The organism is Butyricimonas sp., from assembly GCF_019423355.1.
GTDB classification, from domain to species: domain Bacteria; phylum Bacteroidota; class Bacteroidia; order Bacteroidales; family Marinifilaceae; genus Butyricimonas; species Butyricimonas faecihominis.
The window spans coordinates 100,766-125,802 of record NZ_JAHZBP010000011.1 but is presented as its reverse complement, the minus strand read 5'-3'; the positions used below and the strand labels follow the sequence as shown (position 1 = coordinate 125,802).

Here is a 25,037-nt window from a genome sequence, read left to right as displayed (position 1 = left end):
AAATTTTAAATTTGTAGGCTGGGAATAGAGATGAAACGCATTTTACCTTACATATTATCTTGCATTTTGCTTGTATACCTGATAATTGTGCTTACCTTTGTGGCGACAAAATCGGGGGAGGTAACATGTAGAGGGGTACGGGTGGCTGTCAAAAATACGGATGTTAACGTGTTTGTCGATGAGGAGGATGTTATGAAGGCGATAAAGAAGGGGTACGGAGACATTATGGACAAAAGTATATTGGCGGTGAATAAAGATAGTTTGGAAAGGGTGCTTGTCAAGAATCCGATGATTAAATCGGCTCAGGTTTACTACAGTTTAGACGGTTATATTCATGTAAATATCCAGCAACGTGAACCTGTTTTGAGAGTACTAACGGGTGAAGGGTATTACGTGGATCGTGACGGGAGAGTGATGCCGTTGTCTTCTAAGTTTACTTCCAGGGTTGTTGTAGCAACCGGTGATATAAATAAGAAATTCGCTTGCGAGAAACTGGGTCCTTTCGCGATGAAATTGAAGAATGAACCATTTTGGGACGCGTATATCGAACAACTGGTTGTGAGGTCGAACGAGGATGTTGTGATGATTCCTAAAGTGGGGGATTTCCGGATCGTGTTGGGAAAGGTGGATGATTGCGAGGCGAGGTTGGAGAAGTTGATGTTGTTTCTGAAGGACGGTATCACGAAAAAAGGGTGGAATCGTTACAAGGAGATCAATTTGAAGTTTGACAACCAAGTTGTTTGTGTTAGAAAATAAAATATTAGATATTATGGGGTTTGTAGCTTCTTTGGATATGGGGTCTGGAAAAATGGTGATGGCTCTCGGAGAAAAGTCCGGGAGTGATTGTCGTTTGGTCGGTGTCATAAGTATTGCCTCACAAGGAGTTAAACGGGGCAAAATTGTTGATAAACTTCGGGCAAAAGCGTGTATCCAGCGTTTGTTGGATCGTTTTAAGAGCGAGTATGAGGTTCATATTGATGCTTTGAACGTTGCTTTGAGCGGGGCGTGGGTGAAACAGATTGAAGACCGGGAGAATATCAAGTTTTCTCGTCCGAAGAGTATAGATCAAGGGGATTTGCAGGAGATGGAGAAAAAGTGTCGGAGCGTGGTGGGAGCCGGTGATGAGGAAGTGGTGGATGTCGTTCCGTTCGCTTATTACGTGGATAAGGAGAGTGAGGTGAACCCGGTGGGAGTTACGGCGAAACGGTTGGATGTCCATTATCACGTGTACGTGGCAAGGAGTAGTGAGTTAAGGGATTTGAGGGATATGTTTGCCAACCTAGGGGTTGATAAGATAGATTTTTATTCGATGGCCGGGGCCGCGCAGAAGGCTTTGATCACGGCAGGATCGGATGTATTTAATTTCGCTTTGCTTGATTTGGGGGCGGATAGCATCAAAGTGCAGGTTTTCCAAGACGGGCTTGTTTATTTTGACGAGGAGTTACCATTGGGATGCAGCACGATTGACGGGGATATAAATACCGCATTTTCGATTAATGACATGGAGAAGGCACGCAAGCTGAAAGAAGAGTTCGGTATGGCGTTGCGGGCATCGTGCAAGAACCGGAAGATTATGATTCCCGATACGAAGTATTGTATTGATAGTCATGATTTGGTACACGTGGAGCAATCCCGTTTGGAGGAGTTGTTGGAAGGGGCTATTTTCCAAATGCAGGAAAGTGGTTGCTACGAGGATTTGGATGACGGGATTTTGTTGACCGGAGGCGGTTGTCAGGTGGCGGGGATCGAGGTGTTGTTGTCCAAGTTGTCGGGACATTCGGTCGGATTTGCAAAGGTGGCAAGTGTTAAAGCGGATCGGGAGGCTAGTTTGAAGTCCCCGGCGTATTTTACGGCTTTGGGACTGTTGCAATGTGAACGTCGGGAGGTGAGAAAGCCTAAATCCGGTGGATGGTTTAGTAATTTTTTTAAAGAATAAATGATATAAGACCTTTCAGCTATGCTTAATGAAGATGATTTATTGGTTGTGAATATTCCACCACAGGAAGAATCGATTATCAAGGTGATCGGAGTGGGTGGAGGCGGTAGTAATGCCGTGAACCATATGTGCCGTCAGGGTATTCGGGGCGTAGAGTTCGTGGTGTGTAACACGGATATACAGGCGTTGCGGATTAGTCCCGTGAAGAATCGTATTCAGATCGGTAAGGAGCTTACCGAGGGGCGTGGAGCGGGAAGTTTGCCGGAACGCGGTAAACAGTCGGCTATTGAAAGTCTGGATTATATCAAAACGATATTGGAGCGTAACACGAAAATGGTGTTTATCACGGCAGGTATGGGTGGTGGAACCGGAACGGGAGCCGCACCTATTATTGCCAAACAAGCTCGTGAGTTAGGTATTCTGACTATCGGAATCGTGACGATCCCTTTCAGTTTTGAGGGACGGAAACGGGTGGAGCAAGCTATGGAGGGTGTTGACGAGCTGTCGAATTACGTGGATGCCTTGTTGATTATATGTAACGAGAAGTTGCGGGATATGTACGGGGATTTGAAATTGTCGAAAGCGTTCGAGATGGCGGATAACGTGTTGACGATTGCGGCTAAGAGTATTGCGGAGATCATCACGCTGAAGGGATTCGTGAACGTGGACTTTGCCGATGTGGAGGTGGTGATGCGGAATAGCGGGGTGGCGCTGATGGGTGCCGGAGAGTCGGTTGGAGAGAATCGTGCGCTGGAGGCCGCGAAGATGGCATTGGAATCGCCCTTGTTGAATAGTAATGATATTCGGGGGGCATCTAATATATTGTTGAATATGTTGTACGGTAGTAAGGAGATCACGATGGATGAGATTACCTTGATTACCGATTACGTGAAGGAGTTGGTCGGGAACGATGTGGACGTGATTTGGGGGGCTGGTAAGGATGATGCTCTAGGTGATGAGTTGCACGTGGCTGTGATCGCTACAGGATTTAACGGTTCACCTATCGAAAGGAAAAAGACGAATATTTCTTTCAAGGTGGAGACCGTGGAAGATTTGGAGATGCAGACGGTGGATGCCCGGAAGTTGGAGGAAGAGGAGCGGATGCGCAAGCAAAAACTGGAGGAAAGTCGTCGGTTACGCCAACAGCGAGGTGAACAGAGGCGGGATGTCGGGAAACGTCAACGGGCTATCGTGTTTGACGACGATGATGACGATGAACCGGTTCGGGAAGAGGAGACTCACCGGAAACGAATCGAAGAGTACGATCGGGAGTTTGAACTGGAGAACGGGCGCAAACGGGGAAAGAATGAGGTGCCGGATGTAGATAGTTGGTTCAAGCGTAAGCTGGGGAATATGTTCAACGAGGATATGAATAGGGATTCACAAATGTAATAATGGACGATCATGGTAGATGGATTGATAAATTTTAACCAGTTTGAGATTACTACCCCGATTATTAAGGTGATCGGAGTCGGAGGTGGTGGCGGTAATGCTGTGGAATACATGTACAGGCAAGGGATCTGTGACGTGGATTTCGTGTTGTGTAATACCGATTCGCAAATATTGGAACATAGTCCTATTCCGACCATTATTCAATTGGGGAAGACCCTGACTGAAGGACGGGGAGCGGGGAACCGACCGGAAATCGGAGAGGCTGCCGCTAACGAGAGTATTGATGATATAAAAGCGTTGTTGAGTACCAATACGAAGATGGTGTTTATCACGGCAGCAATGGGAGGTGGTACCGGGACCGGTGCGGCACCCGTGATTGCCAAGGTTGCCAAGGATATGGGTATTCTGACGGTGGGTATTGTTACGATACCTTCCCGTTTCGAGGGGCCGAAACGTTTGGATCAGGCTCGTGAAGGGGTAAAAAGATTAAAAGAACACGTGGATTCTTTGATTATCATAGATAATGAGAAGATACAACGGATATTCGGATCGCAGACATTGTCGAGTGCATTTGCCAAGGCTAACGACGTGTTGAATATTGCTGCCAAGGGTATCGCAGAGATTATCACGTTACCGGGATATATAAACGTCGACTTTGCCGACGTGAGAACGGTGATGACGGATAGTGGAATTGCTATTATGGGTGCGGCGAAAGCCTCCGGTGAAGACCGGGCGAAGCGGGTGATTGCCGAGGCTTTGAATAGCCCTCTGCTGAATAAGAGCGATATACTGGGAGCTAGTGACATCTTGTTGAATATTACATCCGGGACGGATGAAATTACGATGGATGAGATGAGTGAAATCACGAATTACGTGATTAAGGAAGTAGGTGATAATGCAGCTATAATCTGGGGTGTGGGAACCGATGAGGCGCTGGAAGATGCAATTTCCGTGACGGTGATTGCTACCGGCTTTCCCATGGAGGACGTGGAAAACACGTTCACGAAACCCTTGAAGGGAGTTGCGTCCGTGAATGATGTTTCGGAGGAGGCGGTGGATGCCGCCCGTACGAAGAAGATCAAGGACGGGGTAAAGGATTACGTACAGGTCATTTTAAAGGAATCGGAGGTTGTGCTTCAACCGGATCTGTCACCCGAAAAAGTAGAAGAATTGGCAACGACTCCGGCGTATACACGGAGACATTTAAAAATAGACAGACCCTAGCGATTTAGTGATTTAATGATAATGATTTAGCGATTACGTGATTTCTGGTTATAAGTAGAGGTGTTAGCCTCGTGGGGAGGAATCTAAAATCAAAAATCACTAAATCCGAAATTGTAAGGGGGTAATTTAAAACAGTTTAATGGAAAAATTTAGAGAATTAGGATTAGACGGGGAAATTCTTAAAGGAATTGCAGATTTAGGGTTTGAAACACCGAGTCCGGTACAAGAGAAGGCCATCCCTGTTATTTTGGGCGAAGAAAATGATCTGGTTGTGTTAGCCCAGACCGGGACGGGAAAAACAGCGGCTTTCGGATTGCCGTTATTACAGAAAATTAATCCGGAATGGAATAGTGTACAGATATTGGTTCTGAGTCCCACGCGTGAGTTGTGTATGCAGATCGGGAGTGATTTGAAAAAGTATTCAAAGTATCTTCCGGATATTCGTGTGACCTGTGTGTACGGGGGTACGGATATTAGAAGGCAAATGAAAGAGTTACAGAAGGGGGTACACGTGGTTGTGGCTACTCCGGGACGTTTGGTTGACTTGTTGAACCGGAAGGCATTGAATATCGAGACCGTGTTTGCTGTCGTGCTGGATGAGGCCGACGAGATGTTGAACATGGGATTCCAAGAAGATCTGGACTTTATCTTGAGTAACACGCCTAAGGATAAAAATACATATTTGTTTTCGGCAACAATGCCGAAAGAGGTAGAGCGGATAGCCCGGAATTATCTGGTGAACCAGAAGGAGATTTCCGTGGGGAAAAAGAATCAGGGTGCAGACACTGTGTCTCACCAATATTATATGGTTCGTGCGAAAGATTGTTACGAGACGTTACGTCGAATTGTGGATTGCTCTCCCAGTATGTACGCTATTATTTTTACCCGAACGAAGAATGATGCGCAGGATATAGCGAAACATTTGCAGCGTGATGGGATTGATTGCGATGCATTACATGGGGATCTGAGCCAAGCGCAGCGGGATAACGTGATGAACGCTTTCCGGGCGAAACGGCTGAAAGTGTTGGTGGCAACCGATGTGGCAGCTCGTGGGTTGGATGTGGATTGCCTGACACACGTGATCAATTACAATTTGCCGGAAGACGTGGAGAGTTACACGCATCGTAGCGGTAGAACGGGACGTGCCGGAAAGGAAGGAATCTCTATTGCGATTATTCACTCGAAAGAGAAAGGGAAATTGCGTCGGATTGAAGGTATCTTGAAAAAGAAGTTCGAGTACAAGCAAGTTCCGGTAGGGGAAGAGATTTGTCGGGCTCAGTTGGCATTCTATGCAGATAAGATTTTAGCATCGGAGGATCAAGAGGATATGGATCTGTATGCTCCGGATGTGTATGAAAAGTTCGCAGAGCTGACGAAAGAAGAGTTGATCCAACATTTGGTTTCCTATGAGTTCGGTAAGTTACTGAAGAAGTATAAGAATACGGCTGATTTGAATATTAGCGAGGATGACCGTGGAGGTCGTTCAGAGCGAGGTGAACGTGGAGATCGGGGAGATCGACGTGACCGTCGGGGACGTGGAGAAGAGACTGTGTACAGCACGTTTATGCTGAATGTCGGTCGGGAAGACGGGTTGACACCTCGTGATTTGATGGGCTTGATTAATAAATATTCTCGTCGTCGGGGGATTGGTGTCGGAGGTATTCGTATTTTTGATACAGATACTAAATTCGAGATTGACGAGGAGAGTGCATCTGATTTCGCCGTAGATTTCAGCAAGGTTCTCTTTAATGGTATTCCATTGGAGATAAAGGCTATCCCGACTCGGGACAATGGACGTCGTCGGGACGACCGGGGTCGAGGCGAGTTTTCCGGAAGACGGGAACGTCGAGATCGGGACAAGCGAGATAGCCGAGGTGGCGGACGTCGGGAAGAAAAGAGTGGTGGAAAGAGAAGAGGAAGACCGGGAAGTGATCCGAAAAAGCCGAGAAATTTCAATAGATCGTCTTCTCGCGGCTAGAAAATAATTTGTACATTTGAACATGGGAAATGTAAAGTTTCTTTTACATTTTCACATGTTCAATGTTTATATATTCAAATTGAAAAATGATGGAAATTAAGAGTGCCAATTTTGTGATAAGTAACACGGATGTGAAGAAGTGTCCGGATCCGGATAGACACGAATATGCATTTATCGGGAGATCGAACGTGGGGAAATCTTCGTTAATTAACATGTTAACGAACCACAGTAAACTGGCCAAGACATCCGGCAGTCCGGGAAAGACACAATTAATCAATCATTTTTTGATTAATGATGAATGGTATCTGGTGGATTTACCCGGATACGGGTATGCCAGAACATCTAAATCTCAGCGAGGACAATTCAGTTCTATGATAAAGAATTATATTTTAAAACGGGAGAATATGGTATGTCTTTTCGTGTTGATTGACAGCCGGCACGATCCGTTGAAGATTGATCTCGATTTCATGGAGTGGCTGGGAGAGAATGGGGTGCCTTTTGTTATGGTCTTCACGAAGGCTGATAAGTTGACGACCACGGAACGAATGAATTGTATTGCCAAATATCAGGAAAAGATGAAAGATACATGGGAAAGTATGCCCATGGCGTTTATTACTTCTGCTGAAACAAAATTGGGACGGGTGGAGTTGTTGTCTTATATTTCTGAGTTGAATAGATTGGAACTAGAATAAGATGGTGTGATGAAATGATTTTATAATCATGAAATCATAGAATCGGCAATCACAGAATCTTTAAATCATAAATTAACATGGAGGCTATTGGATTATACCAATTGAATAGTTTGGTGAAACGGGAGTTGAAGAGTCGTTTCCCGGATAGTTTTTTGGTGATAGCCGAGATTGCCGATGTGAAAGAAAATCGGTCCGGGCATTGTTATTTGGAATTGGTAGAGAAGAGGGAGGAAGATGATGCGGTGATAGCCACGGCTCGGGCTACGATATGGGCTTTTACCTATCGGATGCTAAGACCTTATTTTGAAACAACCACGGGAAAATCTTTACAGAAAGGGATCAAGGTGCTGGTTCGTGCGGAGATCGTTTTTCATGAGTTGTACGGGTATTCTTTAAATATAAAAGATATTGATCCGACTTTCACGGTTGGAGATCTGGAGCGGAAACGTAAAGAGATTATTGATCGATTGACGCAAGAGGGGGTAATTGATATGAATCGGGAATTGGAGTTTCCGGTGTTGCCGAAGACGGTGGCTATTATATCTTCCCCTACGGCTGCCGGGTATGGTGATTTCGTGGATCAGTTACATCGTAATGTTTACGGGTATGCTTTTCATACCAAGTTGTTTCCTGCCGTTATGCAGGGGGAGAAAACAACAGAATCTATTATTGCTGCCTTGGAAAGAATTTACGAGTATGAATCACTTTTTGATGTGGTGGTGATTATTCGAGGGGGTGGTTCACAAACGGATTTGGGTAGTTTTGATTCCTACGAGCTGGCTGCTAACGTGGCGCAGTTTCCTATTCCTATTCTTGCAGGTATCGGACATGAACGGGATGAAACGATCGTGGACCGGGTGGCTTATCGGAGTGTGAAGACCCCAACGGCAGCGGCGGCTTTTCTGATTGAGTGCTTTAACGAGGTGGATAGTGTTTTGGAGGACGCTAAGGAAACCTTGGTGAGAGAAACCAGAAGAATTTTGCAAGAAGAAAAAACTCGTCAGGTAGTACGAATTACGGAGTTCAAGCAATTTACCCGTCTTTTTTTAGAGGGACAGGCAAATAATTTGACCTTGTCGTCCCGGAGAGTAGAACACGCCTCAAGGCTTTTTGTACAGGAGCGAATCAATGGATTGAATCAATTGAAGATGAAGGTAGAAGGGAAGGTCGGAGCCTTGTTTGAGCGTCAGAGGAATCGTTTGGACGATATGCAAAAGACGATGGTACGTAAAACAACAGAATTGTTTACGGCTAATCGTTATTTTCTGGAGTTGGCAGAAACGAAAATGAAGTATGTTGATCCGAAAAATATACTGGAAAAGGGGTTCTCGATTACTCGCATCAATGGAAAGGCGGTTCGGGAGACGGATCGTGTGAAGAAAGGGGATGTGCTTGAAACAGAATTGTTCAAGGGAGTTATTCGAAGTGAAATAAAAGATATTGAAACAAACATCTAATATATAATCGGTTATGGAAGAAAAATTGACATATAAATCCGCTATGGAGGAGATAGAAAGCTTGGTGAAGTTGTTGGAAGAAAATAAGTTGGATGTGGATGAGCTGAGCGAGAAGGTAAAGCGTATGGCGGTGCTTGTTGAGTTTTGTAAGGGTAAATTACACCGGACGGAAGAGGATGTAAATAACGTGTTGAAATCAATTACCGAATGATGAAATCCGGTTGGCTGTTTCTTTGCATGCTGATTTCAGTGACCTCTGCGTTAGGGCAGACTCGAACAGGAGAACGAAATTTGTGGGGAAGGGATGAAGTGAAACATGCAGCGATAGGGGTTTGCGTGAAGAACGTGGAAACGGGACAGGTTGTGTACGAGCATAATCCGGGAATGGCATTACGTCCGGCTTCCGTGGTTAAATTGCTTTCTTCTGCATTAGCATTAAAACGGGAAGGGGATTCTTTAACTTACTCAACAAAGGTTTTTTATACAGGGGAGATTGATGAAGGGAAACTCTCTGGAAATATTGTTATACAGGCGGGAGGTGATCCGACATTAGATTCAAAATATTTTCCAAAAACGTGCTTTATGGATAGTCTTGTTTCTAAAGTTGTGAACTTGGGGATTAAACGAATTCATGGAAATATTATTATAGAGACAGAAGGTGAACCAGCCCGTATTCCGGGGTCTTGGCCGTGGGAAGACGTGGCAAATTATTATGGGGCTCTTTATCATTCATTTAATTATCGGGATAATACGTACACGATAAACTTGAAATCCGGACAACCGGGTACACAAACCAAGGTCGTGTCTGTCGTGCCTTCTGTTCCGGGAGTAAAATTGCGGAACGAAGTGATGGCTTCCGCTAAAAATGGAAATGATGCGTGGATATACGGGGGACCGGAGGCTGCGACATTATTAATTCAGGGGACAATCCCGGCTAATCGTTCTTCTTTTGCGGTGAAGGGGGCTATACATCACCCGGATGCTTGTTTTAGGGCAGAACTGGAAAAGCGATTGAAGGGGAAAGGTATCACGTTGGATAAACAAAAGATAGAAGACGGAGAGCGTCACGCTTTGTTTACGTTAGTCTCTCCTTTTTTAAAAGATATTGTTTATTATACCAATAAGAATAGTATCAATCTTTTTGCCGAGGCTTTGGGCGAATTAATCAGTCCGACAGATTACGCGAGAACAGTGAAGGCAGAATTAAGTGGTATGGGAATAGATTCATGTGGAATTACGTTGAAAGATGCCAGTGGTTTATCGCCAGCGAATGCCGTTCCGGCGGAAGTATTCACGGATTTATTGATTTGGGCAAAGGGACATTTAAGTGATGTTTTTGTTGCCTCCTTACCACAAGGAAATGTGGATTGGGGATTACGAATTTATTCCGATCATCCAATTTTACGGGGGAATATTCTTGCCAAAACGGGGTCTATGTCCGGGGTTCGGGCGCTTGCCGGGTATTTGAAAACTCAACGAGGAGAAACGTTAGCTTTTACGATTCTTGTGAATAATTACGTGGGTGATCCCGTGAAGGTGCAGGAGATCATTAGGGATTTATTGAAAGAGTTTGCAGATAAATGAAAAAAACCGGCAAAACGCCGGTTTTTATTCTAAATATATAGAACGAATTATTCATTCTTGAATTGGTCATCTCCGAATGCTAACATCGGGAAGGTGATAAAGGGGAAGAAAATAGTTGCAATGGTGAATCCGATGCCTTTTCCAAATTTCTCTAAAAACTCTTTTAAAGCAATGATCGAGAAGATGATGTTCGCAATGGGAACAAAGATCATAATCAATAGCCACCACCACGGTCTGTTAATGATTTGGAGCATTACGTAAAGATTGTAAATAGGGATAATGCCTTCCCAGCCTTGTCTTCCTGCTTTTTCGTACACTTTCCACATTGAAACAAGTAATAATACGACAATAAGCAAGTAAATGATAGATACTAACATAGTTCTGATTTTTTAGTTAAACATTTATAGTAATAGAATTCCTTTTTGCCACACAGCATTTCTGTTGCAAATGTATAAAAATTGATATGAATGTCAAAGATTTTTGATGTTTATCGTGCGTCTTTTTTCTTTCAAGGAATTGTAGGATTTCGTTTTTGAAGTAGAGTGTATGGAAATGAAGCGATAAAGATAAAGTCTCGACAAAATTTGATCATTTCACAAAATTGCATACCTTTGCCCTAGGTGTTGGTTTGGGATTAACGATAGGATATCTGTTGAGGAGAGGGAGAGGGTATATCGATCGAATCCGAAGAAAAGAAGTTCTATATTTAAATTTACAATTCCTTATCAAGAAATTGCTATCATAAAGGTATAACGATATGGAAAATAATGAAATTAAAGGAAATGTTAGTGAGGGAAGAACCGTTTTAGTGGCAGAAGATGTCGAGAGTAATTTTCTGTTATTAAAAGCAATTATCGGAAAAATGTATAATTTACTTCACGCTTGGAATGGAAAAGAAGCTGTTGAGATATATGAACAATTCCAGCCGGATCTTATTCTTATGGATATTAAAATGCCGGAAATGGACGGGCTAGAGGCTACTCGAATTATTCGTAAAGTTTCTCAAGAAATTCCGATTATAGCTTTAACAGCATTTGCTTTTGATGACGATCGGGTAAAAGCGTTAGAGGCTGGTTGTAATGATTATTTGACCAAGCCGTTGTCAGCTCCTTTATTAAAGGAAACGATTGCTAAGTATTTGGTTTGATTGATATTGTTATAAAATTATTGTATTTCTAATTTATGTGCATGGAAGTTCATCATGGATTTCCATGTCGTGTATAAGGAAGGTGTTATTGGGTATGAAAAAAGCTGTAAACTTATTTGTTTACAGCTTTTTTATGTAGATGCTAGAATTTTATTTCACTTCCTCGAAGTCAACGTCAGTTACTTCTTGGTCTTTTCCACCATTGTTCGCTTGTTGTTGTTGATCAGCGTGAGGGGCTCCTTGTTGTGCGCCGCCTTGTTGTTGTTGGGCATTGTACATTTCTTGAGATGCAGCTTGGAACACGTTGTTCAGTTCATCAATAGCCGAATTGATAGCGGTAACGTCCTGAGCCTTGTGAGCGTCTTTCAGTTTTTGCAGGGCAGCTTTGATCGGTTGTTTCTTGTCGGCAGGCAATTTGTCTCCAAACTCTTTCAATTGTTTTTCTGTTTGGAAGATCATGCTGTCGGCTTTATTGATCGTGTCAATCCGCTCTTTTTCCTTCTTGTCAGCCTCTGCATTAGCGGCAGCCTCGTCCTTCATTCTCTTGATGTCGGAGTCGGAAAGTCCGGATGAAGCTTCGATTCGGATAGATTGCTCTTTTCCGGTAGCTTTATCTTTTGCAGATACTTTCAGAATACCATTGGCATCAATGTCGAAACTAACCTCGATCTGTGGCACTCCACGCGGGGCTGGTGGTAGTCCGTCCAAGTGGAAACGTCCGATTGTCTTGTTGTCTTTTGCCATAGGACGTTCTCCTTGTAACACGTGAATCTCAACAGACGGTTGGTTATCGGCAGCCGTGGAGAATACTTCTGATTTCTTGGTCGGGATCGTGGTGTTGGATTCAATCAACTTCGTCATCACTCCACCTAATGTTTCGATACCTAAAGAAAGCGGGGTTACGTCAAGTAACAACACGTCTTTAACTTCTCCGGTTAATACACCACCTTGGATAGCTGCACCAACAGCAACAACTTCGTCCGGGTTAACTCCCTTGGAAGGAGCTTTTCCAAAGAACTCCTCAACTTTCTTCTGAACAGCCGGGATACGGGTAGAACCACCTACCAGAATTACCTCGCTGATGTCTGATGCACTCACGTTTGCATTCTTCAATGCACGACGACAAGGCTCGATAGTAGCTTGCACCAGATGGTCTGTCAATTGTTCGAATTGTGACCGGGTCAAGGTTCTTACCAAGTGTTTTGGAATTCCGTCAACCGGGAATATGTACGGCAAGTTGATTTCCGTGGAGGTTGAGCTGGAAAGCTCGATTTTAGCTTTCTCGGCAGCCTCTTTCAGACGTTGGTGAGCCATCGGGTCTTTCCGGATGTCCACGTTCTCGTCTTTCTTGAACTCGTCAGCCAACCAGTTGATAATCACGTCATCGAAGTCATCACCTCCTAGGTGGGTATCACCATCGGTTGATTTAACCTCGAACACTCCGTCACCTAATTCCAAGATAGAAATATCGAAGGTACCGCCTCCCAAGTCGAAAACAGCGATCTTCATATCTTTATCTTGTTTATCCAATCCGTAAGCCAATGCAGCGGCAGTCGGCTCGTTGATAATACGTTTCACTGTCAACCCGGCAATTTCTCCGGCCTCTTTTGTCGCTTGACGTTGAGCGTCGTTAAAATATGCGGGAACGGTAATTACCGCCTCTGATACCTCTTGTCCCAAGTAATCTTCGGCTGTCTTCTTCATTTTTTGAAGAATCATGGCAGAAATTTCCTGCGGGGAATATTTCCGGTCTCCGATTTCAACACGCGGGGTGTTGTTTTCTCCTCTTACCACTTTGTAAGCTACACGATTGATTTCTTTATCTACCTGATCATAGGTTTCACCCATGAAACGTTTGATAGAATATATTGTTCTCGTCGGGTTCGTGATAGCCTGACGTTTTGCAGGGTCACCTACTTTTCTTTCGCCATTGTCAACAAAAGCAACAATAGATGGTGTTGTTCTCCTACCTTCACTGTTCGGGATCACCACCGGCTCGTTACCTTCCATTACGGCAACGCAAGAGTTCGTGGTTCCCAAGTCTATACCAATAATCTTTCCCATATTGTTTAATATTTATAATGTTATTATTTTCTATTTACTTTTTCGTTCTTTGTCCCTGAATAGTTTCAAGAACATTTATCTTTTATCAAACGGTGTGCCAGTTCCCAAATAAGACTTATTTTCATAAAAATCTCTTACAGACATGTGACTGGTGTCACGTTTACTGACAGAACGTCATAAATCGAACCGGTCAAGACGTTTCAATCTGACAATGAAATGGCAGAAAGAGTATTGGGAGTTGATAACTTATTTTATATCTTTATACCCGTTAAAGGTCGTAAGTGGGCGGTGAGATATATTAACTAGTTGTGTAAAAGATTCTACAGTGGAAGAAGTCGTAAATAAGTCTATTCAGGTAATTGGTTTCACGAGAAATGCTGATTTTCAATTACCCGTTTTAAATGCCAATAAAGAATTATTGCAGGAGAATATCATCCTGCTGCGGGTTGGTTGTCAGCATGAAGAGTTTCTAAACGTGTTACAAGAGGTACAGGCCGAGGATATAATGCTTGTCGATCTGGATCGGGTGGCCCTGCCCGTGTTGAACGCTCTTGGGCAAGCTTACGGAAAAACGGAACGAAAGGATCATGTTTATTACGTGAGTAACCGGAAACGTAAGCTGTGGCTTGGGTTTGTGGATGCAGTCCTGTGGCGAGGTGATCGGAGTATCACGGATTCTCCTGTGTTGATCGGTAACAAGTCTTTGTTCATGAAGGCTTACGCCGGGGATGACTTGGACGGAAATCTATTGCGGGCTGTGAGTTACAGTTTACAGAAAGCTTTCGTGAAATTCGGGACCTTGGAGGTGCCTGTTACTTGGAAAGATTCGGAAAACGTTTCGAACCCTGCCGTGAATTATTTTTGGAAGATACCTTTTCGTTTTTTGACCACAGGCCGTTTCTTTACCACCTTGTTTGATGTTTCCGGTCGGTCTCGTCGGGATATGACATTCCGAATGCTTATGCTGTTATTCGGTTTGTTCGTCTTTTTTTACATGCCTTATATCAGCAAGGATTACGGGATTAGCGGGGACGAGTTTGTCGATCACCGGCATTCCGGTTATGTGCTTGATTTCTTCACGAAAGGAGATAAGGCCGCGTTGAATCAGCCGAAAACGGCTTTACATCTTTACGGTAATTCGATGCAGGTCGTGGCGGCCGTTGTGGCTAACGTGATCGGTGCGGATGATGTCTATGCCGTGCGCCATGTCGTGTGTGCCTTGGTGGGAGCTTTGGGGGTAATTGCGATCGGTCTGTTGGGAATGCGTTTCGGGGGAGGGTTGTGTGGACTGATTTCCATGTTGTTACTCTTTTTTTCGCCTCGTTTCTTCGGGCATAGTATGAATAACCTGAAGGACATTCCGTTTGCCGTGGGATACTTGGTTGCCATATTCTACTTCGTGCGGATGTTCGATCGTTATCCCGTGGTCAAACTACGACACATGATCGGGGCCATGCTGGGAATCGCTTTGGCACTGGGAACCCGTTCCGGGGGCTTGCTTTTGTTCCCGTACTTGTTGATGTATGGCGGTTTGTTTTACATCTTGTGGGTCGGATTTAAGGAGTTTTATAAATTTATGAAATATCGTAAGGAAGTCGAAAACATTCTGTTTTTGATTATACTCGTTTTATTTGTTGGGTATTTCTTGTCTATCATCACGTGGCCTTTCGCGTTGGCTCGCCCGTTTACTAACGTGGTTGTGTCGTTAAAGGAATTCACGAATTATAATATCGGGTTGCGCACGATATTCGAGGGCGAACAGATGATGTCGAATATGTTGCCTGTCCATTACGCCCCGAAATACCTGATGATTGGGTCTCCCTTAGTGGTGGTGGCCGGTTTTATCGGTTACCTCTTTTTCATGGCTTTCCGGAAGAAGGAATTCTCTCTGTTGTCGTTCTTCATTTTATTCTCACTGGTATTTCCCGTGTTTTGGGTGATTTACCAGAAATCAAATTTGTACGGGGGAATTCGTCATTTGTTGTTCGTGATGCCTTTCATGGTGTTGTTGGCAGCCCGGTTCTGGACGTTAATGTTATCTGTTTCCCCTAAATATTTGAAGGGCGTTATGGTGGTCGTGTTTGTTGGGTTGTTATTCCTGCCTGCACGTCACATGGCCGTGAATCATCCCAATGACTATGTTTATTTTAGCGAGTTGGTGGGAGGATTGCGAGGTGCTTACGGGGATTACGAAACAGACTATTATTATAATTCCTTGAAGAAAGGGGTGGATTGGTTCAAGAAGAACGTGGATTATAAGGGACGTCCTCTCCGGATCGTGACGAATCATAGTGCGAATCTGCAACATTATTTCCGGAAAGATACGAATGTAACCATCGTGTATAGCCGATATTACGATAAATTCAGCAAGGAGTGGGATTACATGATATTCGATAACGTGTATATCAATAGTTTCCAGTTGAAAAATGGTCTTTTCCCGGTGAAAGAGGGCTTTTTATACTCGGTGGATGCCGATGGGTTGCCGATGTGCGTGGTGGGTGAGAGAACGTCTAGGGATGATTACGAGGCGATCAAGTTGGAGGAACAGAAGAAGTACCCGGAGGCGATCGCGAAATTGGAGAATTATTTGAAAGATCACCCGTGGAACGAGGAAATGTGGATGCGTTTATCCCGGATGTACTACACGATTGGTAAACCGGAAGAGGCTCTTCGGTGTACGGGTGAATCTCTGAAATGGCAACCGCAGTTGATGGATGCGTTGAATATCCGGGCGTTGAGTGCTTTGGATTTGAAAAAGTTCGCGACGGCTCATCAGGCGGTTGATGCGATGTTGGCCCAAAATGACGTGGCGTCCTCGTCTTATTATCTGAAGGGGTTGATTTACTACACGGAGGGAAAGGATAAGGAGGCGTTGGACTATGTCAATAAAGCGTTGAGGTATAACGGTGGAAACGTGCAGGCGTTGGCCTTGGGTGGGGATATTCTACGGCGAAACGGGAGTTATTCGAAAGCGATAGAACCTTACGAGAAGGTGGTGAGAGCCAAACGGGCGGATGAGCGGGTGTTGCTTTCTTTGGCGGAATGTTACTGTCGTGTGAATAACTACAAGTTACTGGAACAGGTCTCGTCATTGTTACACGAGCAAGGACGGGATAAAGAGGCGTTGCAGAAGATTGAACTCCGGGCTTTGATTCAGCAAAAACGCATGGAAGATGCCGAGAAATTGTTGAAACAGATGAACGGGGTCAAGGAGGATAGCGAGTTTGTATTGTTACGTGCGCTATGTGAACTTGCCGCGGGACGCCGGGCTACTGCCACTGAAATGGCTCAAAAGGCGGTGGAACTGGACCCGAAGAACAGGGAGGCGATTGAATTACAGCGTTTCTTGTCGAAAGAAATGGAGATTCGGAAATAAAACGATTATAAATGGAAAAGATATGTGTCATCATCCCGTGTTATAACGAGGCGCAACGTTTGGAGTTGGAGGTCTTCCGGGAATTCGTGGGTAGAGAAGAACGTTTTGATTTTTGTTTCGTGAACGATGGTAGTCAGGATAATACTTCCGAGGTTTTACGGCGGGCCGTGGAGTTGGAACCGGGGCGTTTCTTGCTGGTTGACAATGCGGATAACCGGGGAAAGGCGGAGGCCGTCAGGAGTGGGATGTTGTATGTCAGTTCCTTGAATCGTTACAAGATCGTGGGGTACTTGGATGCCGATCTGGCCACGCCATTGGAGGATTTGTATTTGTTGGCAGAGGTGATGGACCGGAAACCGGGAGTATGCATGACGATGGGGGCCCGTTTGAAACGCTTGGGGGCTAACGTGCAAAGGAAAGCGTATCGCCACTATTTGGGGCGGGGGTTTGCCACGTTAGTTTCGATGTTATACCAACTTCCCGTGTATGATTCCCAATGCGGGGCCAAGCTTTTGAAAAGTGAGTTGATACCTGTTGGATTTAGCGAGGAATTTCGTTCCGGTTGGCTCTTCGACGTGGAACTAATCTTACGAATCCGGGAAAAACACGCTGATTATGACCGGATTATTCATGAAGTTCCCTTGAATACATGGGTGGAGAAGGGGGATAGCCGTATCAAGTTCAAGCATTTGTTGAAGATGCCCAAGGAATTGTTTAATATTTATTGTCGATACATGGGGAGTGAATAAGGGAGCGTGTTCCGGGTTATTCTAAACTTAATATTCCGGATAAGTTACCATGTACTCGCGTCGCTGCCTCGTTAGTAAGTTACCGATAAGTTACCGATAAGTCTTCGAGCGGGAGTGGTAACTTGTTCCAGTGTTCGTGTCGATGAATGGTGGGATTACGCCCGAGTCACAGGCAGAACACCGGAGAGTGTGTCTGCCAGTAGCCTTGAATAATGTTTCTATTGTAAATATTCCGGATGTCGTTTCAACCACACGGCCGCGTACGAGCAAGTGCCTTCCGGTTTGAGGTGATTGGCTTTCGCATAGTCATAAGCGGTTTCCGTGAGTGCGCTAGCGATTCCTCTCCCTTCTAAAGCCGGGGGAACGAACGTGTGAATGATGTCGAGACTATTGTCCGTTAACCTGTATTTAGCATAAGCTGTCATGTTTTCCAGCTCGATTTCGAAACGTTGCCGGGTAGGGTAATGTGTCACTTTGTAATTCATAGTTTTTGTTTTTTGATGTAACGAAGATAAGCAATAAAATGTTTTGTGTCATTTTTTCGATTATATTTGAGGAAGAAAGAGTATAAATTTAAATGATGGAATTATGATAGAAGCACCTGAAGCGCTTTGTTTGTCGGAACAGTTGAACGGGGTTATCAAAGGAAAGGTCGTGACGGATGTTATACCTTGCTACACCCCGCATAAGTTTACCTTTTTCAACGGGGATCCGGAAAAATACCCGGGGATGTTACTCGGTAAAATGGTGGACGGGGCTTGTGCTTACGGGGGAATGGTGCAAATAAACGTGGGGGATGCCAAGGTGGTGTTTAGCGACGGGGTAAACCTCCGTTATTACGAACCCGAGGCGAAGTTACCGAACAAGCACCAGTTACTGATCGGGTTTGAAGATCAGAGTTGCATAATCGTTTCCGTGAGGATGTACGGCGCTGTGTGGTGTTTCGTGGGGGATTCTTTCGAGGGTAGTTTGATGTCATATTATGAAGGGGCAAAAAATAAACCGCAGGTATTGTCGGATGCTTTTGACAAGGCGTATTTCATGTCCCTGATTAATGACGAAGGGGTACAGAAAAAGAGTGCCAAGGCGTTTCTTGCCACTGATCAGATGATTCCCGGTTTGGGAAATGGCGTGTTGCAAGATATTCTGTATCTGGCTCGGGTACATCCGAAGACGAAGATTGCGGTTCTTTCGCGGGCGAAAAGGGAAGAGCTTTTCGGGTGTGTGAAGAAGGTTTTGCGGGAGATATACCGACTGGGAGGACGTTGTTCCGAGAAGGATTTGTTTGATCAAAAAGGGGGTTACGTTCCTTACTTGTCTAAAGATACAGTGGGGAGCCATTGCGTGTACTGCGGGGATTATATATTAAAAGAGAATTATTTGGGGGGTAGTATTTACTATTGCAACACTTGTCAGCAAGAAGAAAGATAGAATAAAAAATCCCGGAGTTTAATCCGGGATTTTCGATATTATCTGTTGTGATCTTTTAATATCACGTCGTGGGCACCGCCTTCCACGATACTGGTTGAAGAAACCATGGTGATTTTAGCATTCTTTTGTAATTCAAAGATGGATGTTGCTCCGCAGCTACACATCGTGGAGCGGATTTTACCGATGGTCACGTCCAAATTGTCTTTTAATTTTCCGGCGTATGGAACGTAACTATCCACACCTTCCTCGAATTTGAGGGATTCACTGCCGCCCATATCATAACGTTGCCAGTTGTGGGCGCGGTTAGAACCTTCTCCCCAGTACTCTTTCACGTAGGAGTTATTCACCATTAGTTTTTTGGTGGGGGATTCGTCGAATCGGGCGAAATAACGTCCCATCATCAAGAAATCGGCACCCATGGCAAGAGCCAACACCATGTGGTAGTCATGTACGAGACCGCCATCACTACAAATCGGAACGTAGATACCGGTATCCTCGAAGTATTTGTCACGGGCTTTGGCCACGTCAATCACGGCTGTTGCCTGTCCGCGGCCGATACCTTTCTGCTCGCGGGTGATACAGATGGAACCTCCACCGATGCCCACTTTGATAAAGTCAGCCCCGGCTTCCACCAGATAACGGAATCCGGCCTGATCTACCACGTTTCCGGCACCAACGAGTACTTTGCCGTTGTATTCTTGTTTAATCCATTGTAATGTTTCTTTTTGCCATTCGGAGAAACCGTCGGATGAATCGATACATAAAACGTCCACCCCGGCTTCTACTAATGCGGGAACACGTTCTTTGTAATCACGGGAATTAATCCCGGCACCTACCAGTAATTTCTTGTCCGTGGTGTTTAATAATTCATTCGGGTTATCTTTGTGGCTATCGTAGTCCTTGCGGAACACGAAGTAAGCAAGGTTTTGATCTTTATCGATGATCGGTAAGGTGTTTAGTTTATGATCCCAGATGATTTGGTTTGCCTCGCTCAGGGTCATCCCGATTTCTCCGACGGTTAATTTGGAGAAGGGAGTCATGAATTCTTTCACCTTTCTGTCTTTCGGGTCTTTTTCTCCCCGATAATCCCGGCTGGTTACTATACCCAATAATTTGCCGTTCGGGGTTCCGTCATGGGTAACCCCCATCGTGGTATGTCCCGTGCGTTTCACCAAAGCAAGCACGTCTGCCAAAGTGGCTTCCGGGGTGATGTTGGAGTCACTGGTAACGAACCCGGCTTTGAATTTCTTTACCTTGCGAACCATTTCTGCCTGTGATTCGATAGGTTGCGAACCGAAGATAAATGACAATCCCCCGTTCCGGGCAAGTGCAATTGCCAATCCAGAATCGGAAACGGACTGCATAATCGCTGAAACAAACGGGATGTTCAGTTCAATGGCTGATTTCTCGCCTTTTTTATACTTCACCAAGGGTGTTTTCAATGAAACGTTGGTTGGGATACACTGTTTCGTGGTCAGACCGGGAATAAGCAGATATTCTCCGAAAGTTCTTGATACATCGTCCAAATAGATTGCCATAGAATTTATCTTTATGCGGTTTGATTAAAAATTGGGCAAAGATAGTCAAATTCTCGGAATATACAGGGTGTAGAGCCTTATTTTTTGTTGCGATGAATTTCATACAATTTTTCAAGATAGTTTAAAAAGTGATATAAAAAAGGGGCTGTCCCAAAAGTCATTTTTAACTCCCTCCCCCCTTCGGGGTACTCCCTCTATAAACAGAGGGAGAGCTGAAATACTTCCTGTCTTTGGGAAGAGTCACCAGCTCCTCCTCTGTTTATGAGGCCACTGAAAAAGTCTTTCTTTTTTTTTGAAAGACTTTTTTCTTTTGAAAAACACTCCCGGTAAAACGATGATGGTATTCTCCATCACTCCAGGAAAACCTGTTGATTCAATTTTTTAGTCGCCAAATTCGATTTAGAGGAGATAATTTGCCTGTTTCACGGGTTATGCCCGGTTTTTACAACACGTTTTTACTTAACGTTAATATTTTCAGCGTGTTGGCAGCGAATATGGTTATCGCTCCTTGCATGGACATGCAATCAAGGCCACATGACACGGTCCTGTCATACCCGAACACGTTCTTGAGCTGCGCGAATTTAGCCTCCACGCGGGGACGTAACCTGGCATTCGCTCGAAAAACACCCGTTTCTTGAAATTTCTTTTGCTCGACATGCTCGTCAGATTTTATCATCACCGAGAACGTTTTCTTGCTTGCCCCTTCCTTGTAACATCCCTCGCGAAGGGGACACTCCTTGCATCGCTTCACGTCAAAAAAGTACACCCGGCGGGCGTTCTTGTTACCTTTCGGCTTCTGGTAGCGTTCCTTGTATGCCAGGTGCCTCGCGGGGCAAACCATCATCGCCGCGTCCTTGTTATAAACGAATCCCGTTTTCCCGCGTACTCCGTCTAGCACCGGGTTCAATCTCGATACCAGTTGAACGTCATGCCCGGTAGCGTAAATGATATTATCCCGGCCCGAGTAAGCCATGTCACCGATTACAGTGTCCACCTCCATCCCGTTCTCCACGCTTCGCTCCACGAGCGGTTCCAGGTATTGCCCGTCCGCCTTCTCCCCCGTGGTTACCAGGGCCGCCGTGATGATCCCGCTGCTCGTCATGGCAACGTGTGTCTTGTAACCGAAAAAGGACTTGTTCACCGCCTTGTGCCCGACCCGGGCCTCCTTGTCAACGGAAAACGAGACGGAATCCTTGACGTCTTCAAGGGTTTCCTCCAGAAGGTTGACTCGCTCGTTCACCAGCGGAAGGGAAGACACTCCCCCGTGGGAACGAACCCGTTTTACCAAGCTCGTGCAAGCCGCCCGGGTTTGCTCCAGTGTTTCCCCGGGGGAAACCGTCGAGAGAATATCGTTAATTTCCCCGGCCGGGAGAGGGGCCTGCCGGATCGAGGATTGAAGGTGACGGAGACGACCTTGCAAGGCGACCCTGGCCGAGTACAGGTTATAACGGGAAAGCGTGTGGGTGGCATCGAGGATTATCGCCTTCCCTTCTAGAACACCGCGGGCGCGGGCAAGACTTACCGTTTTACTCACCAGGAGATCCAGCAAGTTCATGTCTTTCAGACGCTGACGACGGAAACGGGTCAACGTGCTGGCGTCGAGAACGTCATCCTCGGGGGCTAAACCCAGGAAATACTTGAAAGAAAGATCGTAACGCGAACGATCTACAACGTCAACATCCGAGAGGTCAAAGATCACTTTCAAAAGAAGGTACTTGAAGACCCGGACGGGGTCTATAGCCACGCGACCATTCGTCTGGCAGTATCTCGTGGACAATTCATCGTAAACAAAAGTGAAGTCCACCAGGTCGTTGAGCTGGCGAAGCTTGTTATCCCGGGGGATCAGTTTATCATACAAGTCGGAATAAACGCTGAAAGAAAGAGAGGTTTGGCGTGGTAACATCATGCATTGTTTTAGACCTCGAAGATAAACCTATTTGAAAAAAGTTAAAAGTAAAAAATGAATATTTTGAAAAAAGTCCCCTTCTGGGGGACTTTTTCAGTGGCCTCGTTTATAGAGGAGGTGGCACGAAGTGACGGAGGAGTTTTTTGATATAAAATGACTTTTGGGACAGCCCCAATAAATAATATAGAACTATTTACTTTCTGATTTAGAATAATCAACAAGAAATAAAGATCTCTTATTTCTTGTTTGCTAACCGTTCGTCCAGCCACGTTTTCAGCTCGTGCTTGTCTTTTGCTTTCCCGACGATTTTTCCATCCGGGTCGATCAGCATCAACGTGGGAAGGTAAGGGATAGCGTAGAGCGTGGCTACTTTGGCAGGTGTATTGCGTATCGGATATTCATCGATGACTTGTAACCACGGGAGGTTGTCTTCTTCCAACGCTTTAAGCCAGTCGGCTTTCCGGCTATCATTCGTGATTCCGAGTATTTCAACCCCTTTTTTATGGTATTCTGCGTATAGTTTTTTCATTTCAGGGAAAGAGGCTCTGCAAGGACGACACCAAGAAGCCCAGAAATCCAGAATCACGTATTTCCCTCGCAAATCTGATAGAGATAATTTTGCCCCATCGGGTGTTTCCAGCGTGAAGTCCGGGGCCGGCATTCCCGGTTGCACCCGAATTCTTGCTGCAATTTCCTCTCTAACATCTTTAGCGAATGAGCTGTTTTGTACTTTAGGAGATAAGGCCTTGAATACTTGTTCCAATTCTGCTAACTCCATGTCATTCTGAAGGAAATTTAAATAGTATGCTACTGCTTCTATCGTGTCATTTTTCAGGATCAATTCTTTTTGTTGCTTCCGCACCTCATTGCTGAATTCTTTGGTTATCGCCTCGGTTTCTGCTTGATACTTGTAGAAGGCTTCTTTATCCTCACCATTATGGAGTTCATTCAATTTAGTTTGTACTTCTGCGTATTTCTTAAAGCGGGGTTCTTGCATCAACTTTTCCCGAACGTTACTGATTTCTTGGTATATTTTTTCGTTTAATGAACCTGTCACATCAACATTCGGTATACCCCGATACCCGTATTGGTCGATAACATCTGCCCATTTTCCAGCGAGAGTGATCGGGTTATTTTCCCCGATAAAGCTAAAGGATGCCGTTTTTTCCTTATCTGGGCAAATTTGAATCACGATCATGGTGGGTTCTTCCAGTTTTCCCGTGAAGGTAAAGTTCCCGTCCTTCATTTTTACCGTGTCCCCGGTTGTGACTTCTTCTCTCCCGACGGGAATTGTCATGATTGCGGTTCCGTTTCCAGCACCTTCAATATTTCCCTTGATAGTGTAACCATCCTTGTTGGATTGACAGGCTAAAATTGTTAACCCGATTAATCCGATAATTGTCATTTTTTTCATTTTTCGAATATTTCTATTAATTTTTGATCCAAATTCTCTTGCGGTTCGCCTCCTCCCCCGTAACGTCCAATGATGGTGCCGTTTTTATCAATTAGAATTTTCGTGGGTAGTGAGTGGATACCATACCATTCTCCGATGTCCTCGGAGGTGTCGTAGCCGTTAGCCGTGCTTTTCAGGCCACTTAAAATGTGGCGAAAATGCCCGATCCCGTCTTCTTCAATAGCTTTTTTCCACTTTTCTGGGGTGTCATCGTCAGACGCGATACACACGATTTCGAATCCCATACTTGCGTATTTTTCGTATAATGTCTTTAAGTGTGGATTACCTTTACGGCAAGGGACACACCAGCTGGCCCAGAAATCCAGAAGAACATATTTTTTACCTTTTAACTCGGAGAGGTTGAATGTTTCGTTGTTGACATCTTTCCGGTTGAACGGGGTGGCAACACTTCCCGGAGAACCTTTTTTTAATTTAACTATCTCCCCTGCTATTTCCTTGCCCGAACTACTGTTTTTTACCCGTTCCGTCCATTGGTTATAGGCGTTTTCAACTTCATCGGCAGGCAACGACATCAACCGGAAGCGCATGAGATAGGGGGCTAGATAAGAGTCGGGATGGGTTCGGATGAATTCATCTGTGATCCTGTTCATTCGGTCGTTATAAGGTTCGAATTGTTCACGGATAACGGCGGCTTTCTCGTGATCTTTTTCTGCCCGGTAAGCATCCAGAAGCGGTTGCATTTCTTTTCGTATAGGAGCTTGGAGGCGTCTTAATTCTTGCTCTTCGTCATTTGTTTTCGAACCGGTAAGTTTAAACTCTTTAAATGCCCCGACAGTTACTTCCATGTGCATGGTGGTGGCTTCGATCCAGAAATCGGCTAGATTCGGATCGTCCATGAGCTGGATAGTTGAATCTAAACACAACAACACTTGCGTGGGTTCGGAAATATTTCCTTCTAGTTTAAATTTACCGTTTTCCACTGGAATTGTCTTTTTCAGGTATTGCCCGTTGTTATCCGTGTGTCCGAAATAGAGGCTACCGGAAGTCATGCCTTCTATTTTTCCGTTGAGCGTGAATTTAGTATTTTGCCCAAGGAGTATTGTTGTGCTTAATACAAGTGCGGCGAAGAATACGATTGATTTTTTCATA

General features: G+C 44.9%; 20 protein-coding genes. 13 read left to right on the top strand and 7 right to left on the bottom strand.

Annotation, left to right across the window (positions count from 1 at the left end; translation table 11 throughout):
* Nucleotides 1-99: 99 nt before the first annotated feature.
* From QVC79_RS14750 to dacB, 9 genes are all read left to right on the top strand, one after another.
* The gene (locus tag QVC79_RS14750) at nucleotides 100-756 is read left to right on the top strand and encodes a cell division protein FtsQ/DivIB (protein WP_229782483.1); all 657 of its coding nucleotides are present in this window, start codon (nucleotides 100-102) and stop codon (nucleotides 754-756) included.
* Between the two features lie 13 nt (nucleotides 757-769).
* A complete protein-coding gene (locus QVC79_RS14745; protein WP_270593190.1) occupies nucleotides 770-1,936 on the top strand; it encodes a cell division FtsA domain-containing protein in 1,167 nt (388 codons plus the stop codon).
* 21 nt (nucleotides 1,937-1,957) lie between these two features.
* Complete coding sequence (gene ftsZ, locus QVC79_RS14740; RefSeq protein WP_087420582.1) at nucleotides 1,958-3,328, top strand: cell division protein FtsZ; 1,371 nt, start codon at nucleotides 1,958-1,960, stop codon at nucleotides 3,326-3,328.
* A gap of 12 nt (nucleotides 3,329-3,340) precedes the next feature.
* Nucleotides 3,341-4,552 (top strand): cell division protein FtsZ, encoded by a 1,212-nt coding sequence (gene ftsZ, locus QVC79_RS14735; protein ID WP_270544882.1) that lies wholly within the window; start codon nucleotides 3,341-3,343, stop codon nucleotides 4,550-4,552.
* A gap of 139 nt (nucleotides 4,553-4,691) precedes the next feature.
* On the top strand, nucleotides 4,692-6,530 hold the full coding sequence (locus QVC79_RS14730) for a DEAD/DEAH box helicase (RefSeq protein WP_270593191.1): 1,839 nt from the start codon (nucleotides 4,692-4,694) through the stop codon (nucleotides 6,528-6,530).
* 89 nt (nucleotides 6,531-6,619) lie between these two features.
* Nucleotides 6,620-7,222, top strand: a complete 603-nt coding sequence (yihA, locus tag QVC79_RS14725; protein ID WP_118302812.1) for a ribosome biogenesis GTP-binding protein YihA/YsxC — start codon at nucleotides 6,620-6,622, stop codon at nucleotides 7,220-7,222.
* Between the two features lie 77 nt (nucleotides 7,223-7,299).
* The gene (gene xseA, locus QVC79_RS14720; protein WP_270593192.1) at nucleotides 7,300-8,679 is read left to right on the top strand and encodes an exodeoxyribonuclease VII large subunit; all 1,380 of its coding nucleotides are present in this window, start codon (nucleotides 7,300-7,302) and stop codon (nucleotides 8,677-8,679) included.
* 13 nt (nucleotides 8,680-8,692) lie between these two features.
* Nucleotides 8,693-8,890 carry an exodeoxyribonuclease VII small subunit gene (xseB, locus tag QVC79_RS14715; RefSeq protein WP_034502262.1) on the top strand — a complete coding sequence of 66 codons (198 nt, stop codon included), beginning with the start codon at nucleotides 8,693-8,695 and terminating at the stop codon, nucleotides 8,888-8,890.
* On the top strand, nucleotides 8,887-10,263 hold the full coding sequence (gene dacB / locus QVC79_RS14710; protein ID WP_270593193.1) for a D-alanyl-D-alanine carboxypeptidase/D-alanyl-D-alanine endopeptidase: 1,377 nt from the start codon (nucleotides 8,887-8,889) through the stop codon (nucleotides 10,261-10,263). The genes xseB and dacB overlap by 4 nt, the downstream gene beginning before the upstream one ends.
* A 47-nt stretch (nucleotides 10,264-10,310) precedes the next feature.
* Here dacB and QVC79_RS14705 read toward each other — a convergent pair whose 3' ends face one another.
* Nucleotides 10,311-10,640, bottom strand: coding sequence for a DUF5684 domain-containing protein (locus QVC79_RS14705; RefSeq protein WP_027201036.1), 330 nt, complete (start codon nucleotides 10,638-10,640; stop codon nucleotides 10,311-10,313).
* Nucleotides 10,641-11,020: 380 nt separating this feature from the next.
* On the opposite strand from QVC79_RS14705, the gene QVC79_RS14700 reads away from it, so the two are divergent.
* Nucleotides 11,021-11,410: a response regulator gene (locus tag QVC79_RS14700; RefSeq protein ID WP_124317191.1), complete on the top strand. Its 390-nt coding sequence runs from the start codon at nucleotides 11,021-11,023 to the stop codon at nucleotides 11,408-11,410.
* A gap of 150 nt (nucleotides 11,411-11,560) precedes the next feature.
* Here QVC79_RS14700 and dnaK read toward each other — a convergent pair whose 3' ends face one another.
* Nucleotides 11,561-13,474, bottom strand: coding sequence for a molecular chaperone DnaK (dnaK, locus tag QVC79_RS14695; protein ID WP_270593194.1), 1,914 nt, complete (start codon nucleotides 13,472-13,474; stop codon nucleotides 11,561-11,563).
* Nucleotides 13,475-13,799: 325 nt separating this feature from the next.
* On the opposite strand from dnaK, the gene QVC79_RS14690 reads away from it, so the two are divergent.
* Nucleotides 13,800-16,850: a tetratricopeptide repeat protein gene (locus QVC79_RS14690; RefSeq protein ID WP_270593195.1), complete on the top strand. Its 3,051-nt coding sequence runs from the start codon at nucleotides 13,800-13,802 to the stop codon at nucleotides 16,848-16,850.
* Between the two features lie 11 nt (nucleotides 16,851-16,861).
* A complete protein-coding gene (locus tag QVC79_RS14685; RefSeq protein WP_124317188.1) occupies nucleotides 16,862-17,599 on the top strand; it encodes a glycosyltransferase in 738 nt (245 codons plus the stop codon).
* A gap of 218 nt (nucleotides 17,600-17,817) precedes the next feature.
* On the opposite strand, the gene QVC79_RS14680 is transcribed toward QVC79_RS14685, so the two are convergent.
* The gene (locus tag QVC79_RS14680) at nucleotides 17,818-18,084 is read right to left on the bottom strand and encodes a GNAT family N-acetyltransferase (RefSeq protein ID WP_270593196.1); all 267 of its coding nucleotides are present in this window, start codon (nucleotides 18,082-18,084) and stop codon (nucleotides 17,818-17,820) included.
* A 103-nt stretch (nucleotides 18,085-18,187) separates the two neighbouring features.
* Here QVC79_RS14680 and QVC79_RS14675 point away from each other — a divergent pair, with 103 nt between their 5' ends.
* Nucleotides 18,188-19,030 carry an endonuclease VIII gene (locus tag QVC79_RS14675; RefSeq protein WP_270593197.1) on the top strand — a complete coding sequence of 281 codons (843 nt, stop codon included), beginning with the start codon at nucleotides 18,188-18,190 and terminating at the stop codon, nucleotides 19,028-19,030.
* A 38-nt stretch (nucleotides 19,031-19,068) separates the two neighbouring features.
* Here QVC79_RS14675 and QVC79_RS14670 read toward each other — a convergent pair whose 3' ends face one another.
* The 4 genes from QVC79_RS14670 to QVC79_RS14655 form a co-directional block, all read right to left on the bottom strand.
* A complete protein-coding gene (locus QVC79_RS14670) occupies nucleotides 19,069-20,568 on the bottom strand; it encodes an IMP dehydrogenase (protein WP_270593198.1) in 1,500 nt (499 codons plus the stop codon).
* Nucleotides 20,569-21,010: 442 nt separating this feature from the next.
* Complete coding sequence (locus tag QVC79_RS14665; RefSeq protein WP_270593199.1) at nucleotides 21,011-22,471, bottom strand: IS1182 family transposase; 1,461 nt, start codon at nucleotides 22,469-22,471, stop codon at nucleotides 21,011-21,013.
* Between the two features lie 238 nt (nucleotides 22,472-22,709).
* Nucleotides 22,710-23,888: a TlpA disulfide reductase family protein gene (locus QVC79_RS14660; RefSeq protein ID WP_270593200.1), complete on the bottom strand. Its 1,179-nt coding sequence runs from the start codon at nucleotides 23,886-23,888 to the stop codon at nucleotides 22,710-22,712.
* Nucleotides 23,885-25,036: a TlpA disulfide reductase family protein gene (locus QVC79_RS14655; protein ID WP_124318188.1), complete on the bottom strand. Its 1,152-nt coding sequence runs from the start codon at nucleotides 25,034-25,036 to the stop codon at nucleotides 23,885-23,887. Before QVC79_RS14655 ends, QVC79_RS14660 begins: the two co-directional genes overlap by 4 nt.
* Between the last annotated feature and the right edge of the window lies 1 nt (nucleotide 25,037).